Consider the following 18,977-nt stretch of genomic DNA (forward strand, 5'->3'; position numbering starts at 1 on the left):
TCACACAGGGATGGTAACACATTACTTGACAGTACAATCGGACTGTTTGAACTCACTCGAAATCTCTGAATAGCGGCGATAATCACCGTAGGGAATCCAGATTTATTAACAATGGTACTCCTGTTATCCTGAAACACTACCTGACACTCCTACAATATATTGCAAAAGAACCCGGGCAGGCGGTAACTATATTGCCACGCCATCGTACGGTCTACCCAGAGTTATGGAGCCTACCGATAGCCTGCCGACTCAGGCCGACACTGTCATCGTCGGCGCTGGAATCGTCGGCTGCAACGTTGCTTACCAATTGACGGAGCTTGGCCGGGAAGACGTCGTCGTGGTCGACCAGGGACCGATGCCAACCACGGGCGGGTCGTCGACGCACGCCCCCGGTATCATGTTTCAGACCGCCGAACCGAAGGTACTCAGCCAATTTGCGGACTACAGCCGCCGGCTGTACTCTGACCTCGAAGGCGCGGACGGTCGCCAGGCGTACAGCGAAACGGGCGGTATCGAAGTCGCACGCAGCGAGGAGCGCATGGACTTCCTCCAGCGGCGCGTCGAGTACGCCGAGGCGTGGGGCATCGAGGACCCGCAGTTGCTCTCGCCGGAGGAAGTCACCGAGCATCTCCCGCTTGTCGACGCCGACCAGATCGAGGGCGGCTACTACTCCCCGACGGACGGGCAGGTATCTGGCGTCGTCGCCTGTGACGCACTGGCCAGAGAAGCGATGGACAGAGGCGCGAAGTTCGTCCCGCACACGCGCACCGAGGACGTGGAAGCGGAGGACGGCGACGTACAGGCCGTCGTCACCGAGAACGGCACCATCGAGTGTAACGAGGTCGTCGTCGCGACGAACATCTGGGCCCGACAGCTCGGTGAGAAACTGGACGTGCACCTGCCGGTCACGCCAGTCGAGCATCAGTACACGATGACGGAACCGCTCGACGAACTGGCCGATAGCGCGGTCGACATCACCGACCACCCGCTGTTCGAGAACTACGAGAACGTCTCCGGCGAGAAGGCCAAGCGGCTCCTCGTGGGTCCGGACCGGCCGATTCTCCGCGACCAGGACAACGCCATGTACTACCGGAACCATGGGGACGCCTACGGCATCGGCTCGTACAACCACGAGCCGATTGTGCCCGACCCGCAGGACCTCGGCGGCAACGACCCCGACGGCGAGCAGGGGTCCGTCCACGAGTTCACCGACTACCACATGGACAACGCGACCCATCCGGATCGGCCGGACAAAGCCCCGCGTCAGGCCAGCGACGAACTGCTCCCCGCGACGGCCGGCAAGGAACTCGAACACAAGTACAACGGCATGTTCGCGGAATCACCGAACGGGCTCCCCGTGATGGGGCCGGTCCAGGAGTACGACGGCCTCTGGACGGCGGCGGCCATCTGGGTCACCCACGCCGGTGGTGCCGGGAAGGCCCTCGCCGAGTGGATGGAAAACGGCGTTCCGCGGCTCCCTGACGGGCCTATCGACCTCGCACACTGCGATGTGAACCGCTTCGACGAGCACGAGGGCAGTTGGGACTTCGCCCGGGACATCGGCGGCGAGGAGTACCGCATCGTCTACAACATCATGCATCCCAAGTGGGTCTGGACCGACAAACAGCGGGACATCCGCCGGACCCCGATGTACCACACCCACAAGAAGTACGACGCCGAACTGTGGGCCGAGGCCGGCTGGGAGGAACCACACTGGTTCGACTCCAACGCCGACCTGCTGGCGGAGTTCGGCGACCAGATTCCGGACCGAGAGGGCTGGGAAGCGAAGTACTGGTCGCCAATCGAGGGCGCGGAGGCGCTGAACGTCCGCGAGAACGTCGGGCTTCACGACATGACCTCCTTCAACAAGATGGAGGTCATCGGAAGCGACGCCGGCGAGTTCGTCCAGTACCTCTGTACGAACGACATGGACATCGACGTGGGCGACGTGAAGTACACGCTGATGTGCAACGAAGGCGGCGGCGTCCGGGCCGACATCACGGTCACGCGGACTGATGAGGACCGTTACCTCCTGCTGACGACGGGCCGGGAGGTCGGGAACAACCACGTCGCGTGGGTGCGCGAGCAGTCCCCCGACGACGTGGTCGTCAACGACGTGACCTCCAGCCTCGCGGCGATGGTCTGTACGGGCCCGAACGCTCGGAAGGTTCTGTCGAAGCTCACTGACGTCGACCTCTCGGACGACGCCTTCCCGTTCTTCACGAGCCAGCAGTTCTTCGTGAAGAACATTCCAGTCACTGCGCTCCGTGTCTCCTATGCGGGCGAACTCGGCTGGGAGTTCTATACGCCCTCGGAGTACGGCGAGCGCCTCTGGGAGCACATCATGGAGGCCGGCGAGGAGTACGGTATCCGCCCGTACGGCAACGGCGCGCTCGACTCGCTCCGTATCGAGAAAGGGTTCCGGCTCTGGGGCAAGGACCTCCACACGGAGCACAACCCCTACGAGGCCGGCCTCGGCTGGGCTGTTGACCTCGAAACCGACTTCATAGGGAAAGAGGCAGTCGCGGCGGCCGCCGACGGCGACAACATCGACCACAAAGTCGCGTGCCTGACGCTCGACGACGAGGACGCCGTCGTGCTCGACAACAAGCCGGTCCTCGACGGCGATGAGACCATCGGCTACCTCCACAGCGCCGAGTACGGCTACACCGAAGGTGCGTGTGTCGCTTACACGTACCTCCCGCCGGAGTACGCCGAACCCGGCACTAGCGTCGAAATCCTCTACGAAGGGGAGCGCTACGACGCAACGGTCCGCGAGGAACCGCTGGTCTCCTGACTTCGGCCACTCGACCGTTGCCCTCGGCGCTTTTCTAGCGGACAGTGCGGCCGCGCTCGGCGCGGGCAGCCAGTTCCGTTCGCTGTCGTTTAAACGGGTGTACTATCCGTGGCCAACGGTGATGTAGTCTACGAGCGGAAAATCACACGTATGACAAGGTGGAACGCGTCTAGCGATGAAGTTACTGCAGTAAGCCCAGATATAACCGACGAAAAGAACGCTTTGCCTGCCAAATATTTCACAGACCCTGCGGTTCACGAGCTCGAAAAGGAGAAAGTATTCGGCCAGTACTGGGTCTACGCCGGACACGCCAACGCTATCTCCGAGCCCGGAGCGTACTTCACGCGAACTATCGGCGACAAGCAGGTGATCATCGTCCGCGACCACGACGACGACATTCGCGCATTCTTTAACGTCTGCGCACACCGTGGCTCGAAGATGGTCGAAGATACGCCCATGACCAACCCCGGAAACATGGGTCGTATCCGCTGTCCGTATCACATGTGGTCGTATGATCTGGACGGCGACCTGGAAAGCACGCCAAAGAGCTTCGAGGAGGCGGGGCTCAACCCGGACCTGGATGACGACGAGGTCTGCAGTTTGGATGCCAGCGAAAACGGACTCAACGAGGTCCAGACTGACCGGATCGGACCGTTTGTCTTCCTCAACTTCGCCGACGACCCGATGCCACTGGCTGAGCAGGCGGGGTCGCTGAAAACGGAACTGGAAGACATGCCTCTCGAGGAGTACGAACACGCAGCGCGATACGTGTCGGAAGTCGACTGCAACTGGAAGACCTTCGCGGGCAACTACTCCGAGTGTGACCACTGTCACGCGAACCACCAAGACTGGATAACCGACATCGAACTCGACGAGTCAAACCTCGAAGTCAACGACTACCACTGGATTCTCCACTACACCCACGACGAGGATGTCGACGACGAACTACGCATCCACGAGGAAAAGGAGGCGAAGTTCTACTACTTCTGGCCGAACTTCACGGTGAATATGTACGGGACTGCTGACGGGTACGGTACGTACATCATCGACCCAATCGATGAGGGGCGGTTCCAGTTGATCGCGGACTACTACTTCAGTTCTGCGGAGATGACTGACGCAGAACAGGAATTCGTCCGGACGAGCCGGCAGCTACAGGAAGAGGACTTCGAACTCGTCGAACGCCAGTACGAGGGGTTACAGTCCGGGGCGCTCGCCCAGGCACAACTGGGGCCGAACGAACACACCGTCCACAAACTGCATCGACTCGCACAGGAGGCCTACGAATCTTGAATTCGGTGTCACGGACAGACCCGCAAGAGGACGTGTCCTTCGTCGCTCGCTCGACCGAGACAGGGGCCCGCGTGGAGGCGTCGACAGCGAACGAGGTGATTGGGTTCTATCGACGCCAGCAGGAACTGCTAGACACGGATCTCGAATGGGTGTTCGCGGAGCATCCGGCCGTCACTGCGGCCCCAGACTCAGACAGTATCGACGCCGTCCTCCGTGAGTTAGACGACTACTTCGAGAACGGCGTCCCGCTTGGTATTCTCGCCGCCGCGATGAGTAAACAGGGCTGGACCGTCGGAGACACGTTAGCCGAAGTGTACGAACTCCGAATGAGCGGCTCCCTCTGGGAACCACGCGCCGATCACCTCCGGCCGGTCTGACGGGTCGCCAACCGTCACGCTGGTCGGCTATTACTTGCCGTGAACCACTCTATTCGCTCACTCACTCACAGCAGCAGTCACGGTTGTTCGCAGCGGCCAGTCGCTTCAGTGGGCTGCCAGAAACTGTAAGCTGGGTAGAATGCTGAGGTTCGGCGCAATCTGAGCGCCGAGTCGTCGTCCGACTCCTCATTCAAGTAAATATGTGCCACAGAGCCTCTCTACTATCGGAATCCTCAAAACAAATACTCGGGCCACCGATGTTTTTATACCTGTGACAGAAGCAGTCCCGAATGAGATACATGAGCACAGAGACTCCCCCATCTCGGGCGGATACCGTTATTATCGGTGCTGGTGCCGTCGGGTGTAGTGTCGCATACCACCTGACGGAGCTTGGCGCGGAGGATGTCGCCGTCATTGACCAGGGACCACTCCCGGTAACGGGCGGCTCGTCCGTCCACGCCCCCGGCATCATGTTCCAGACGTCGCCATCAAAGATTCAGACGAAGGCCGCCCACTACACCAGCCGATTGCTTTCTGATGCTGGCGTGTACGACGAGGTCGGTGGCATCGAAATCGCCCGCAGCGAGGACCGGATGGACTTCCTCCGGCGGCGCGTCGAGTGGGCCACTTCCTATGGCTTGCCAGAACCGCAACTACTCTCGCCGGAGGAAGTGACCGAGCATCTCCCGCTGGTCAATGAAGAGGAAATCCTCGGCGGTTACTACTCACCGACCGACGGACGTGTCGACGGTATCGGCGCCCTTCAGTGGTACATGGAGAACTCGTCGGCGTCGTTCTATGGAGACACGGAGGTCACCGATCTAGACGTGTCGGGCGGGGAAATCAACGCTGTCGAGACCGACCAGGGCCGCATCGACTGCGAGCGAGCGGTCATCGCAACGAACAACTGGGGCTACCAGACTGGCCAGCTAGCCGGACTGGACCTGCCGATTGCACCGGTCGAACACCAGTACGTCGTCACCGAACCGATGGACGAACTCGCCGACGCCGAGACCTCGGTCGGCGACAACACGACCGGGCTGGACGTGCCCGGAGATCGCTCTATCGCGGAGTACATGAGCGAGGGGCCACACCAGCCCGTCGGCCGCGACCAGGACCACTCGCTGTACTTCCGGACCCACGGCGACGCGCTCGGACTGGGGTCGTACAACCACGAGACGCTCTCGGTCGACCCCGAGGCGATGGGGAAAAACACCGAGGAACACCAGGCTTCGGTCAGGGGGTTCACGAAGGAACACTGGGAGACGCCGACCCACCGCGGACGGGACAAGTCGGCCAAGCAGGCCTTCGACGAACTACTACCGGCGACCCAGGACGTAGAGTACGAAGCAACCGAGAACGGCATCTTCGTGTTCACGCCTGACGGCATGCCGGCCGTCGGCGAGACGGCGCAGGTCGACGGGCTCTGGACCGGGCTGGCCATCTGGTGGACCCACTCTGGCGGCTACGGTCGCATCCTCGCGGAGTGGATGGAGAACGGCACGCCCCGACTGCCGTCCGGACCGGTCGACACCGGCGGCATCCACGTCCGGCGGTTCGAACCCCACGCGGGCGAGAAAGAGTACTTTGTCGACCGTGGGGCCAAACGGTACGAACAGGTCTACAGCATCGTCGAGCCACGGTGGCAGCCCGACGACCACCGGGGGCTCCGGACGAGTCCGTTCTACCACCAGCAGAAGGAACTCGGCGCGGAGTTCTACCAGAGCGGCGGCTGGGAGACGCCACAGTGGTACGAGTCCAACAGCGACCTGGTCGAGCGCTACGAGGACCAGATCCCCGACCAGGACGGCTGGCAGGGCGTCAATCGCTCGAAAATCGAGGCCGCCGAACACCTCCACACCCGCGAGAAGGTGTCGATGTTCGACATGACGACCTTCAGTTCGATCATGGTCGAAGGCGAGGGGAGCCAGGCGTTCCTCCAGCGGGTCTGTAGCAACGACATGGACCTCGATGTCGGACAGGTCCGCTACTCGCTGCTGCTGAACGAAGGCGGCGGCATCCTCGCAGATATCACCGTCGTCAAACTCGATGACGAGGAGTTCATGGTGACGACCGGCGGCGGGAACTCCCCCGGTATCCACGGCGGGCACCTCGAAGAGGAGGCTCCTGCGACGGTGTCAGTCCACGTCGAGGAGGGTGCGAAGTCCACAATCGGCCTCTGGGGGCCGAACGCGCGGCTCCTCCTCCAGCGGTGTACTGACGAGGACGTGACAAACGATGGCTTCCCGTACTTCCGTGCCAAGCAGATATATGTCGGCGACGTGCCGGTCATCGCGCTGCGGGTCTCGTACGTCGGCGAACTCGGCTGGGAACTGTGGGCCCCGACGGAGTACGGCCAGCGCCTCTGGGAGACGCTGTGGGAGGCCGGACAGGACCTCGGCGTCCGACCGATGGGCGGCGGCGCGCTCAGTTCCATGCGACTAGAGAAGGGCTTTCGGCTCTGGGGGACGGACATCGATACGGACTCGAACCCCTTCGAGGCCGGACTGCCTTTCGCTGTCGACATGGATACCGAATTCATCGGCAAGGAAGCGCTGGAGACCGCACGCGACGAGGGTATCGACAGCAAGATCACGCCGCTCACGCTTGATGACTCGACCGACATCATGCTCAGTGGCCGCCCGGTGCTGAAAGATGGAGAGGCAATCGGCTACGTGCAGGCCGGGAACTACGGCTACAGCATCGGCGAATCGATTGCGTACACGTATGTCCCATCCGAATACACCGAAGCCGGAACGTCGGTTCAGATACAGTGCGAGGGCGAGACCTACGATGCGACGGTGCGTGACGAACCGCTGTTTGACCCTGGCCGGAACCGAATCCTCAAGTGATGAGCCAGCGCACTGAACCGACGACATCGGGATAAGACCCGCCACGACACGAACACATGACACAATCCGAATCGGAGACGCTACCAGTCACGTACGCAGATATCGAACGAGCCCGCGAACGCTTAGACGACGATACGGTCGTCAAGCAGACGCCGGTCGAACGGAGTACGTCACTCGGGGAATTCGTCGACGCCGAGGTGTACCTGAAGATGGAACACCTCCAGTGGACGGGGTCGTTCAAGACACGGGGCGCGTACAACAAAATCTCACAGGATGTCGCCGACGGCGTGGACGAGTTCGTCGCCGCCAGCGCTGGCAACCACGCCCAGGGTGTCGCCCTCGCCGCGACGAACTGCGGTGCGGAGTCGACCATTTTCATGCCGGAGGACGCACCACAGGCGAAGATAGACGCCACCAGAGGCTACGGCGGGACCGTCGAGTTGGTCGGCAACGACTTCCAAGAGACGATGTCACACGCCCAGGCTGCCGTCGAGGAGACCGACGCCGAGTTCGTCCATGCCTACGACGACCTGGACATCATCGCAGGCCAGGGAACCCTCGGCACGGAGATGTACCACGACTGCCCCGATGTAGACACGGTCGTCGTTCCCATCGGTGGCGGTGGTCTCATCAGCGGCATCTCGACAGCAATCAAACACCTCTCTCCGGAGACCCGCGTCGTGGGCGTTCAGGCGACCGGCGCGGAGACAGTCCACGAAAGCCTCGACAAGGGGATGCCGGTCGTCCTCGACGAGGTCGACACCATCGCCGACGGTATTGCGACCGGCGGTATCTCGGAGACGACACTCAACATCATCGAGGCGAACGTCGACGAGGTCGTGACCGTCTCGGACACGGACATCGCACGGGCGATTCTCCTGTTGATGGAACGGGCCAAACAGGTCGTGGAAGGTGCCGGAGCCGCCTCTGTGGCTGCCATACTGAGCGACGGCCTCGACGTGTCGGGCGAGACGGTTATGCCGCTGCTCTGTGGCGGCAACCTCGACATGACACAGATGCGTGAGGTCCTCATCCACGCGCTGACCGAGCGCCAGCAACTCCTCCAGCTCCGGGTTCGCATCGACGACCAGCCCGGCGTGATGGAGGAGATCTCCGGTGTTATCGCCGACCAGGGTGCCAACATCCACGACGTCCGCCACGAGCGCTCAGTCGATAATCTCGAAATCGGGGAGGCCTACCTCGTGTTCAACGTCGAGACGAGCGGTGCCGAGCACGCACAGACCATCATCACGGCGATACGCGACGCGGGCTACCCCGTCGACAACGTCGCACGGAAAACCTAACCGCTAGTACGTTTGCCAGAGCACCGCTCAGATCGGGGGTGCCATCTTGTGTATCGTCCCAAATAAACCGATTTCCCGACTTTGACGGCGGTCTAATTACCGTGTTTTCCGTATCAGCACCCGAGCCCACGTCGGTGAGACGCACCCTGTGCCGATTTGAAATAAGCACCGAGAACCACGGTGGTATCGACGATGTGTCACTCCGTATCCGAGCATCATGATAGTGCGAAACACCAGCTTAATAGGGGTCAAATGTGTTTCAAACAACACATGGTGGCAGCCATTAGTCTGGAGACAGCAAAGCGACTCATTGAGGCAGCTGAAGAACGCGCTAACGAGATCGACAATCCGATGGTCATCACGGTCGCCAATAGCGAGGGGAACCTGATCGCTCAGCACCGGATGGATGGAGCCTGGTTGGCGTCCGTCAATATCTCGCGGAACAAGGCGTATACGTCGGCTGCACTCGACACGCCGACACACGACCTCGCGGAACCGTCAGAGCCTGGCAACTCTCTGTACGGCCTCGACACGCGCGACGAGGGTCGGATGGTCGTGTTCGGCGGTGGGTACCCACTGGAGAAAGACGACCGTATCGTTGGCTCGGTCGGTGTTTCCGGTGGTGCGGTGGCCCAAGACCGTGACGTAGCCGAGGCCGCCGTCACGAAGTGGCGTGAACTCCTCGAAAACGATGCGGTAGAAATGGCCGAGTGAGAGGATTGTGCTGCTAGAATAGGAAAAATCCCAGCGGATAGCGGTGGAGGCAGACGCGCCTCCGCGGAGATACTAACAGCAGCGATCACTAATTTTTGCTGACAAATGCGACCAAGGAGACTAGCTCGATACGCTCGAACAACCGTGAGACCCGCTCGGATATCCTGAACGGGGGAAACCTATAACAGGATTGTAGTGGAAGTGCAAGTGAGTCAGGCAACATGTACGACCACATTCTCGTCCCGTACGACGGCAGTGACGAGGCCCGGAGAGGGGCAGAACACGGCATCGAACTCGCGGCCGCGCTCGACGCGACAGTCCACGCGCTGTACGTGATCGATCTGCCGGGGACGCCGCGCGCACTCGCGCTCAGAGATGACGAGGAGGAAGTCCGCGAGGAGTATCGGACCTACGGGGAAGAGGTTCTATCGGAACTGGGTCGCTTCGCCGAGGGCCACGGGGTCGCCTACGAGACCCACTTCCGGACCGGCGCGCCCAGCGAGGAGATCGTGGAGTTCGCCGAGGACGAGGCCATGGACGCCATCGTCCTGGGTTCGGCGTTCCGCGGGAAACTCGGGAACCTGCTCGGCGGCACCACGGACAAAGTGGTCCGGACGTCGAGCGTGCCGGTCATCAGCCAGCGGATGAGCGTCAACGACATCTGACCGGCGTCACTGGTCTATCAGCCGGGTCTCGCGGATGTAAATGACTAGGCTCGCGCTGAGGAAACTGAACCCCGCGAGCCGGAAGTCGCCGACCGTCATCCCGACCAGACCGACGCCCATCAGCAGCGCCGCTACCGCGGCCGCGCCCGTCGCCAGTAGCCGTCCCATACCGGGCGTAGACGGGGGTCCGGGATAAAGGCGCGTCTCTCGCCGCGGGGCCGGGGAACCTCAACGTATTAGTTCTCGAACCTATAGACCGGGAAAAACGGGTAAAGGGCCTCAATCCGTCATATATTGGGGTCTAAGGTGAAGTTTTAATAGAGTAGCATTACTGGGTATGCATGAGACGGAGTAGCATATAGTTCACGTCGACAACAGCGCCGTGGGCACGCCGTGCCCGCCGAAGCGTACAGTGAGACAGACAGGATGCGACCGTTGGAGACGCGCTACGCCAGGTTGTCGCTGGCACGCCGGTGGCGACGGACCATGACAGACACGACCACGACAATGAGACACAACAGTTCAGTACCGCGTTCGAGAGGGGTAACGTATGTCAGACAGTGATGACAAGGGCGGCGGCATGTCGGACGGGCTGCAGGTCGAATTGTTCCACCCGGAGTCCGACCGCGAGCCGGGTGACACGAACATCCAGGCGGCCGGTTTCGACGTCCATCCGGTGGTCTTCCCGGTGGCGCTGGCGATAATCGCGCTGTTCATTGCTGTGACGATCCTGCTGGGCGACACCGCGTCCTCGGCGTACACCTGGCTGTTCAACACCATCGGGGAAACGTTCGGCTGGTTCTACCTGCTGGCGGTGAACGTGTTTATCATCATGTTACTGTACTTCGCGTTCAGCAAGTACGGTAAAATAAAGATCGGCGGCGTCGAGGCCGAGAAGGAGTTCAGCGACTTCTCCTGGATGGCGATGCTGTTCAGCGCCGGGATGGGTATCGGACTCATGTTCTTCAGCGTCTCGGAACCGCTGTACTACTTCCAGAACCCCCCGAGCTTCTTCGGTGCTGAAGCCGGAACCGGGGCGGCGGCATCCGCCGCAATCGCACAGACGTTCTTCCACTGGGGCTTTCACCCGTGGGCGGTGTACGGTCTCGTGGGACTGGGACTGGCCTTCTTCTCGTTCAACCGCGGGCTCCCGCTCACCTTCCGGTCGATATTCTGGCCCCTGCTGGGCGAGCGGATTTACGGCTGGCCGGGCCACATCATCGACCTCGTGACGGTGTTCGCGACGCTGTTCGGGCTGTCCACCTCGCTGGGGCTCGGCGTCGCACAGGTCAACACGGGTCTGTCTTACGTGGGCGGGGACATGCTCGGTGCGGTGAGCGTCCCGACGGGGACCTGGCCACAGGTCGCGCTCATCGCCGGGATTACGCTCATCGCGACGCTGTCCGTCGCCGCGGGGCTCGACGGCGGCGTCAAGCGCCTGAGCACCCTCAACCTCTACCTGATGTTCGCACTGCTCGGGTTCCTCGTCGTCGTCGGCCCGACGGTGTATATCTTCGGCACCTGGGTCGAGGGGCTCGGCGCGTACTTCGGCAACATCCTCGCGCTCGGGTTCTTCACCGGCACGCTCGGCGAAGCCGCGAACGGCACCCCGACCGCCTGGACCGTGTTCTACTGGGGCTGGTGGATAGCGTGGTCTCCGTTCGTCGGGATGTTCATCGCCCGAATTTCGAAGGGCCGGTCCGTCCGTGAGTTCGTCCTGGGCGTGCTGTTCCTCCCGTCGCTGTTCTCGACGCTCTGGCTGTCGGTGTTCGGCGGCAGCGCGCTGTTCAACTCCCTCGTTGGGAACGGACAGGCGCTCGCCACCTACAACGACGTCGGCCAGACCGTCGCGATGTTCGCCCTGCTGGAGCAGTTCCCGCTGGGCGTGGTGAGCGGACTGCTGGCGACGCTGCTGGTCGTCACGTTCTTCGTCACGTCCTCTGACTCCGGGTCGCTGGTCATCGACCACCTGACCTCGGGCGGGAAACACGACGTGCCGCGGACCCAGCGGATATTCTGGGCCCTGACCGAGGGCCTCGTCGCGTCCATCCTGCTCATCGGCGGCGGGCTGACGGCGCTCCAGACGGCTGCCATCACCACGGGACTGCCGTTCGCGTTCATCCTGTGTCTGATGTGTTACACGGTGTATCTGGGGCTCGACAACGAGTACCAGATACTGGAATCCGAGGAGTTCGCGGAGACGATTCAGGACCTCTCCGAACGGGAGGACGTGGACGTCGTCACCGCCGGCGACCAGATGGTGACGGACATCTCCGACCCCAGCGACGACACCCCGGCTGGTACCGACTGACCCCTCGTTTTATCGCTTTTCCACCGACCGACAGCGCCGGCGTCGTCGCCTCAGCCGGCGTCCGCTTCCGTCTCGACCGTTCGCTCGGAGTGTATCCAGACCCGGACGGAGCCGCCGATGCCGAACGCGGCGACCGCGAGACTGACCGCGACACTGCCGGCCGGCGACAACAGGGCCCATGGAACCGCGCTGAGGGCCGCCCCGACGACGAGCCCGTACGACGGCCGGCGGCCGCCCGAGAGTTCGGTGAGGAGCGTGCCGGCGACGAGGAAGCCGAAGCTCGTCAGCGCCAGGACGAACAGGCTCCCGACGACGACCACGAGACGGACCAGGACGCCGCCGGCGATGCTGAGTCGGGCCAGCGTCGTCGCGCCGTAGAGCCCGACGATACCGACTATCACGTACCCCGCGACCCCGTAGAGGACGGCGACCGCCGGCCGCTCGGCAATCGCGTCGAGGGCCGCACCGATGCCGCGCCGCCGTTGTCGGAGCACCACTGCGCCGGTCACGAACACGAGTACGAACGAGACAGCCCCGCGCAGCGGCCCGGACAGGTCGGCCACCGCGCCGGGGCGTAGCTGTCCCACGACGGGGGTTCCAATCGCGGCCGGACCCAGCACGCCCACGACTGCGTCAACGCTCATACGGCACGTACCACGGGTCGCCGTGAAAACCTATCGACGGCATCCCGCGGCGGCGTCGGCACCGCCCGGAGACTTAAGCAGTCACAATCCGTAGCCTGAGACCGTGACTGGATGGCTGGCGGTCCTGTTCTCGAAGCTCGTCTCGCTCGGGGAGCGGGTCGTCGCGCCGCTGCGGCGCGGCGACGGACCGAACAAGTTCAGACTGTCGAGCATGGACACCGCGACGACGACGTACGACGGCGACACCGGGTGGGCGAGGCGGCCGCCGGCGACGGTGGAATGTCCCCGCTGTGAGGCCGAGATATTCCAGCACAACGCGCGTGACGACCTCGACTGCTCGCGGTGTGTCGGCGAGTACAGCCACGAGTCGTTCGCCGACCTGCGGCTCCTGTATCTGACCTGCCCGGTCTGTCGCAGCCGGATGGAACACGGCCAGCGACACCCCGAGCGGTTCGACATCCCCGAGTGGGCGACCTGTACGGACTGTCGGTACCACTGGGAGTTCGAACACTCCTACGACACCAGGACCGACTGAGGCGACGGGCGCGCCGCTCGGTCAGTAGTACTTCCAGTCGTCCTCGCGGCTCCCCTGGACGACGCCCTCTTCGTCGTCCCCGTCGGGTCCGTCCCGTTCGTCGGGCCACCGGACACCGTCCCCGACGACGCTCTTGTACGCGAAGGCACCCAGGCCGACGAGTATCAGCAGGAGGACGACGGTCCCGGCAACCGCCGCCGCCTGCCCGACGGATTCGAGCAAGCCAGAACCGAGCTGTATGGGAAATCGTACCATATGAACTGTCCGTGCTGTATAGGTATCATTGTTGCCGCGACTCAGGCGCTCGTCCCGCCGTCGCCGACACCGTCTCGAGGACGGCGTTGTTCTCGGAGACGTCGTGGACCCTGACGGCGTCAGCCCCGCGCTCGGCCGTCAGCGCAGTCGTCGCCAGGGTCGGTGGCAGCCTGTCGGCCGCTGTGTCGCTCACGTCGGCAAACATCGACTTCCGGGAGTGGCCGACCAGCACCGGACAGCCGAGTGCGTGGAACTCGTGGAGCCGGTCGACGAGCTCGAAGGACTCGGCGGCGTTCTTTCCGAACCCACAGCCAGGGTCGACGATGACCTGTTCGCGGTCGATGCCGGCCTGTTCGGCGAGCAGTATCTGCTCTTGGAGGTCCCGAAGCACGTCGGCGACGACGTCGTCGTAGGTCACAGTTCGGCCCGGGTCTACGGGCGCGGAGAGACTGTGCATCAAGATGATTGACGCGTCGTGGTCGGCGACCACGAACCGCATCTCGGGGTCGGAGAACCCCGACACGTCGTTGACGATGTCGGCACCGGCGTCCAGCGCCGCGTCAGCGACGGCAGCTTTTCGGGTATCTACGGAGACAGTCGTATCGAGCGAGGACACGGCCTCGATGACCGGCACTACACGGTCGATCTCTGTTTCGACGGGCACCGGATCTGCCCCGGGACGCGTGCTTTCGCCGCCGATGTCGACGATATCTGCCCCGGATTCGATCATCCGCTCTGCGTGACTGACTGCGAGGTCCCGACGGTTGTACTCGCCACCGTCGTAGAAACTGTCCGGGGTGACGTTGAGAATCCCCATCAGGGCGGCTCCGTGGCCGTCGAACGGCGGCGAGAGCGACCTGTCCGCCAGCGCGTCTTCGAGTTGCGTGGCGAGCCGCCCGAGTCCCAGCCCTGCAGAAGACAGCCGGGTAGTGAGCTGCTGGAACTGTTTCGACGTGCCTGACAGCGTCGTCTCGACGAGCTTCTCGGGTGTCCCGACAGTCGAACAGTTGCAGGTGCCCCCGCAGTCCTCGAACTCCTGCGTTACCACTCCCGCCTGCTCGCGCCGCAGTGTGACCGAAAGCACGTGTCTTCGGATGTCAGACTCGGCTCTGGACCCAGCAATCCCGTTCGCTGATCCCTGTTGGAAGGTCTCCTTGGGAACGACCAGTCGGCTCCAGCGGTCCCGGGCCTCCGCGACTGCGTAGAGCGACCCGGTCACGAGGACGAAGTCGTCCTCCCCGGCCCTGGCTACCGCTCGCTCGGTGGCTTCGGGGACGGACGCGACCTGTCGTATCTGTGCTGCCTGTCCCTCGAACGCGGCAGCGAGCGACTCGGTGCTCGCGGCTCGGTCGACCTCAGGCCGCGCGGCGAAGGCCGTCTCGACCGCCGGAAGCGTCGCAATCATCTGCTCGTACTCCTTGTCGTCCATCGCGGCGAAGACCACGTGGAGGTCGTCGTACTCGTATCGCTCGGTGAGCCTCGCCAGCGTCTCCATCGCACCGGGGTTGTGGGAGCCATCGAGGACCACCATCGGGTCGGTCGACCGGATCTCGAACCGGCCCGGGAGCGTCGCGGCCCGCAGCCCCTCGGAGATGGTTTCCGTGTCTACGTCAATGAGTTGTCGCGCCAGTGTCGCGGCGACGCCGGCGTTCGCTGCCTGATGCTGGCCGAGCAGTTTCAGGTTCGTTTCCAGCGCCCAGTCCGGGCCCGTGAGCGAGATGCGGTTCTCGACGGCCGAGCGCATGCCGTTCTCGACAGCTGTGACGTCTGCCCCGTCGCCGCCGACGATGACGGTGTCGGTGATTCCCTCAATCGCATCGAGAGCAGCGCCGGCCGTCCCGGTCACGAGCGGGCCGTCTCGGGGCGCGACCTGTGCTTTGTCGCGGGCAATCTCTTCGACTGTGTCGCCGAGCAGGTCGGTGTGTTCCAGACTGATGCTGGTGACGGCGCTTGCGACAGGGTCGACCGCGCTCGTGGCGTCGTAGCGGCCGCCGATGCCGACTTCAAGCACTGCCACGTCGACGTCTTCGACATCGAAGTGATAGAGCGCCAGCGCAGTGAGTACCTCGAAATGCGTCGGCTTGTCGTCCTCGGCAGCCAACTGGTCGATACAGGGTTCGATCTGCTCAACGAACTCCACCACCCGTTCTTTCGGTACCCGACCGCCGTTGACCGTGATCTGCTCCCGGAAGCCGTTCAGCCCCGGCGAGGTGAACAGCCCGACGTCCAACCCCGCGGCCCTGAGTACGCTTTCTGTCATCCGGGCGGTGCTTCCCTTTCCGTTCGATCCGGCAATCTGCACGCTGTCGAAACTGTTATCCGGGTCACCGAGATGCGAGAGCATCCGCGCCGTCGTATCGGTCCCCAACTTGGGCCGACGACGCTGTAGCGACTGCAGGTAGTCTGCCGACTCGTGGTACTCCATACCATAAGTGGTCATCGGTGGCCTGATTAATGTATCGCCAGGGGAGCCTGCGTCGACAGCGCGTGCTCAGGTAACCCAGCCGTTCGGAGAGAAATCCCATCGTACTAGCCCTGAGGCCACGGTCGAGTACTCTCGGAAGCGCTGACTTTGCAGCGGCCACCGTCGGGCCACGGAACCAATCTCGTAAGCCGAGATACATGATGTGGCTTACGCGGTCTGCAGTCGCGACTCGAACACATCCTATCCCGGTAGTGTCAGGTACACTAACATTATTACGACGGTGTAGGGAAGGACTAGTCGAGATGTCTTCACAGGACGAGCAATCTTCGACCGAAGAGAGCCAGGAGCCGATCCCCACAGACTACGATATCGCCCAATCGACCGATATGGAGCCGATCTGGGAACTGGTCGAGCCGTGGGGCCTCGGCCTCGACGATCTCCAGTACTTCGGCGAGTACACCGCGAAAGTCAAACAACACGCCATCGAGCGGCTCCGTGATCAGGCCGAAAACAAGGAGCAGAACCTCGTTCTGGTAACGGGGATGACGCCGACCCCGAAAGGCGAGGGGAAGACGGTAACGACCGTCGGCCTCGGGCAGACGCTCAACCACGTCGGGGAAGATGCGATGATCGCTATCCGGGAGCCGTCGCTCGGCCCGGTGTTCGGCGTCAAAGGCGGCGCAGCAGGCGGCGGCCGGTCACAGGTCCTTCCGATGGAGGATATTAATCTCCATTTCACCGGTGACCTTCACGCGCTCACCTCCGCGCACAATCTCATCGCCGCGATGCTTGATGCGAAAATCTCACAGGGTGACGAACTGGACATCGACATCAACAACGTCGCGTGGCCGCGGGCCATCGACATGAACGACCGCGCGCTCCGTGAGACGGTCGTCGGCCTCGGCGGCGAGACCGGCGGCACTCCGCGGGAGGACAGTTTCATCCTGACGGCCGCCTCCGAGCTGATGGCGGTCCTCTGTCTGGCCAGCGGCATCGGCGACCTCAAGGAGCGGGTCAGCCGTATCATCGTCGCCTACGACGAGGACGGCGAGCCGGTCACTGTCGACGACATCGAGGCGACCGGTCCGGCCACGATGTTGCTCCGGGACGCGATTAAGCCGAACGTGGTCCAGACCATCGAGGGGACGCCGGCGCTGGTCCACGGCGGCCCCTTCGCCAACATCGCCCACGGGACGAACTCGCTGGTCGCCGACAAGACCGCCTTCGGCATGGGCGACTACCTCGTCACCGAGGCCGGCTTCGGCTCCGACCTCGGCGCGGAGAAGTTCATGGACGTCGTCTGTCGCAAGGGCGATATGACGCCCAACGCCGTCGTACTCGTGGCGTCGGTTCGCGCGCTCAAATACCACGGACTGGACCAGTGGCCAGTCGACTACGACGAGATCGACGAGGCCGGCGTCGAGGCCGTCGAAGCGGGCTTCTCGAACCTCGACAAGCACGCGACGAACCTCCAGAAGTTCGGCGTCCCTGTCGTCGTCTCGCTCAACCGCTTCCCGGACGACACCGACGAGGAGGTTCAGGCCGTGCTGGACCACTGCCGTGAGGACCTCGGCGTCAGAGCGGCCGAATCGAACGTGTTCTCCGACGGGAGCGAAGGCGGCGTCGACCTCGCCGAAAACGTCATCGAAGCGACCGAAGAGAGCAACGAGGAGGACTTCCGGATGTTGTACGACGACGAGGACAGCATCAAGGAGAAAATCCACACCGTTGCGACCGAGATCTACGGCGCTGATGACGTGAAGTACACCGGCAGCGCGCTCGACGATATCGAGCAAATGAACGACCTCGGTTTCGACGACTACCCGGTCGTCATGTCCAAGACGTTCCACTCGCTGAGTGACGACGCGAGCCAGAAGGGTGCGCCCGAGGGCTGGGAACTCGAAATCAGCGAGGTGTACCCGTCCGCCGGGGCCGGCTTCCTCGTCGCGCTCACGGCCGACGCGCTCACGATGCCCGGGCTGCCGGCCCGGCCGGCCGCGGCCGACATGGACATCGACGAGGACGGCAACATCTCCGGCCTGTTCTGACGCGGTCGCCGCTACGCCGTCGCGTTCGCCCGCACCGCTCTGAGTGCGGCGTCGCCGGCCGCTTCTACCGTGTCTGCCCGACCCTCCATCTCCGCGATGAAGGCCCCGTCGGCTATCCCGTCGAGGTTCGCACGCACAATCGACACGGACCCACCCAGTGCTGCGTGAGCGAGGACCGCTCCGACAACCGCGTCCGGAACGGCGACCGGCGTCCCCGCTGCCGTCACCGTGACGGCGTGTTCGACCACGTCAAGACACGCGTCGGCGGTTTCCATCGGAACCGCCGTCGACCGTTCCAGCGCCGCCTGAACACCCGCGCGGTCGTCCGAACCGAACGCGGCCTGGACCGCGTCCACCGCTGCCGCGTCCTCGTCGGCGAGGGCGAGCAACTCTGCCCGTCGGTCGGCCAAGGTGTCCCGCACGGCCGCCAGTTCCGCTTTCGCCTGAGACTCGTCGCCGCTGATAGTGTGCACGCAGGTCATCTCGCACAGGGCTGCCCCCATCGCTCCGCCGACGGCGGCGACGGCACCGCCGCTCGGCGTCACCTGTTCCGCCGCCACGGCGTCGAGGAACTCGCCGATGGACTGGTCCGAAACCGTCATGTGTCCTGCCCGGGCCCGCCAGACTGTCGCGTTCGACTGTCCATGGTATGTTCTCCCGGCGTAGGCGTCTAACGGTTTCGCCGGACGGCCCAGAGGGACACGGCCATCGCTGGCTCGGGCCGGAGGCCGGGACTGCCGGTTTTTCTCACTCAGTATAT

15 protein-coding genes are annotated in these 18,977 nt (G+C 63.4%); 10 read left to right on the forward strand and 5 right to left on the reverse strand.

Going from position 1 to position 18,977, the window contains the following annotated elements; all coding sequences use genetic code 11:
* Positions 1-223 precede the first annotated feature (223 nt).
* From VI123_RS13545 to VI123_RS13575, 7 genes are all read left to right on the forward strand, one after another.
* Positions 224-2,797, forward strand: a complete 2,574-nt coding sequence (locus tag VI123_RS13545) for a GcvT family protein (protein ID WP_336338594.1) — start codon at positions 224-226, stop codon at positions 2,795-2,797.
* Positions 2,798-2,947: 150 nt separating this feature from the next.
* Complete coding sequence (locus tag VI123_RS13550) at positions 2,948-4,087, forward strand: aromatic ring-hydroxylating oxygenase subunit alpha (protein ID WP_336338816.1); 1,140 nt, start codon at positions 2,948-2,950, stop codon at positions 4,085-4,087.
* A gap of 5 nt (positions 4,088-4,092) precedes the next feature.
* Positions 4,093-4,464: a hypothetical protein gene (locus VI123_RS13555; protein ID WP_336338595.1), complete on the forward strand. Its 372-nt coding sequence runs from the start codon at positions 4,093-4,095 to the stop codon at positions 4,462-4,464.
* 299 nt (positions 4,465-4,763) lie between these two features.
* Positions 4,764-7,316, forward strand: a complete 2,553-nt coding sequence (locus tag VI123_RS13560; protein WP_336338596.1) for a GcvT family protein — start codon at positions 4,764-4,766, stop codon at positions 7,314-7,316.
* 56 nt (positions 7,317-7,372) lie between these two features.
* Positions 7,373-8,620 carry a threonine ammonia-lyase gene (gene ilvA, locus VI123_RS13565; RefSeq protein ID WP_336338597.1) on the forward strand — a complete coding sequence of 416 codons (1,248 nt, stop codon included), beginning with the start codon at positions 7,373-7,375 and terminating at the stop codon, positions 8,618-8,620.
* A 270-nt stretch (positions 8,621-8,890) separates the two neighbouring features.
* A complete protein-coding gene (locus VI123_RS13570; RefSeq protein WP_336338598.1) occupies positions 8,891-9,334 on the forward strand; it encodes a GlcG/HbpS family heme-binding protein in 444 nt (147 codons plus the stop codon).
* Positions 9,335-9,555: 221 nt separating this feature from the next.
* A complete protein-coding gene (locus VI123_RS13575) occupies positions 9,556-9,999 on the forward strand; it encodes a universal stress protein (RefSeq protein ID WP_336338599.1) in 444 nt (147 codons plus the stop codon).
* Between the two features lie 6 nt (positions 10,000-10,005).
* Here the strand turns inward: VI123_RS13575 and VI123_RS13580 are convergent, their stop codons facing one another.
* Entirely contained in the window at positions 10,006-10,167 is a 162-nt protein-coding gene (locus tag VI123_RS13580; RefSeq protein ID WP_336338600.1) for a hypothetical protein, read from the reverse strand.
* 382 nt (positions 10,168-10,549) lie between these two features.
* Here VI123_RS13580 and VI123_RS13585 point away from each other — a divergent pair, with 382 nt between their 5' ends.
* Entirely contained in the window at positions 10,550-12,310 is a 1,761-nt protein-coding gene (locus VI123_RS13585; protein WP_336338601.1) for a BCCT family transporter, read from the forward strand.
* Positions 12,311-12,360: 50 nt separating this feature from the next.
* On the opposite strand, the gene VI123_RS13590 is transcribed toward VI123_RS13585, so the two are convergent.
* The gene (locus VI123_RS13590; protein ID WP_336338602.1) at positions 12,361-12,954 is read right to left on the reverse strand and encodes a hypothetical protein; all 594 of its coding nucleotides are present in this window, start codon (positions 12,952-12,954) and stop codon (positions 12,361-12,363) included.
* Between the two features lie 103 nt (positions 12,955-13,057).
* Between VI123_RS13590 and VI123_RS13595 the strand changes: the two genes are divergently transcribed.
* Positions 13,058-13,489: a hypothetical protein gene (locus VI123_RS13595; protein WP_336338603.1), complete on the forward strand. Its 432-nt coding sequence runs from the start codon at positions 13,058-13,060 to the stop codon at positions 13,487-13,489.
* A 21-nt stretch (positions 13,490-13,510) separates the two neighbouring features.
* On the opposite strand, the gene VI123_RS13600 is transcribed toward VI123_RS13595, so the two are convergent.
* Together VI123_RS13600 and folP are read right to left on the reverse strand one after the other, a co-directional pair.
* The gene (locus VI123_RS13600; RefSeq protein WP_336338604.1) at positions 13,511-13,744 is read right to left on the reverse strand and encodes a hypothetical protein; all 234 of its coding nucleotides are present in this window, start codon (positions 13,742-13,744) and stop codon (positions 13,511-13,513) included.
* A gap of 25 nt (positions 13,745-13,769) precedes the next feature.
* Positions 13,770-16,169, reverse strand: coding sequence for a dihydropteroate synthase (gene folP / locus VI123_RS13605; protein ID WP_336338605.1), 2,400 nt, complete (start codon positions 16,167-16,169; stop codon positions 13,770-13,772).
* Between the two features lie 302 nt (positions 16,170-16,471).
* Between folP and VI123_RS13610 the strand changes: the two genes are divergently transcribed.
* Positions 16,472-18,217, forward strand: coding sequence for a formate--tetrahydrofolate ligase (locus tag VI123_RS13610; RefSeq protein ID WP_336338606.1), 1,746 nt, complete (start codon positions 16,472-16,474; stop codon positions 18,215-18,217).
* A gap of 11 nt (positions 18,218-18,228) precedes the next feature.
* On the opposite strand, the gene VI123_RS13615 is transcribed toward VI123_RS13610, so the two are convergent.
* Positions 18,229-18,819: a cyclodeaminase/cyclohydrolase family protein gene (locus VI123_RS13615; protein ID WP_336338607.1), complete on the reverse strand. Its 591-nt coding sequence runs from the start codon at positions 18,817-18,819 to the stop codon at positions 18,229-18,231.
* Positions 18,820-18,977 lie beyond the last annotated feature (158 nt).

The organism is Haloarcula sp. DT43 (assembly GCF_037078405.1).
GTDB classification, from domain to species: domain Archaea; phylum Halobacteriota; class Halobacteria; order Halobacteriales; family Haloarculaceae; genus Haloarcula; species Haloarcula brevis.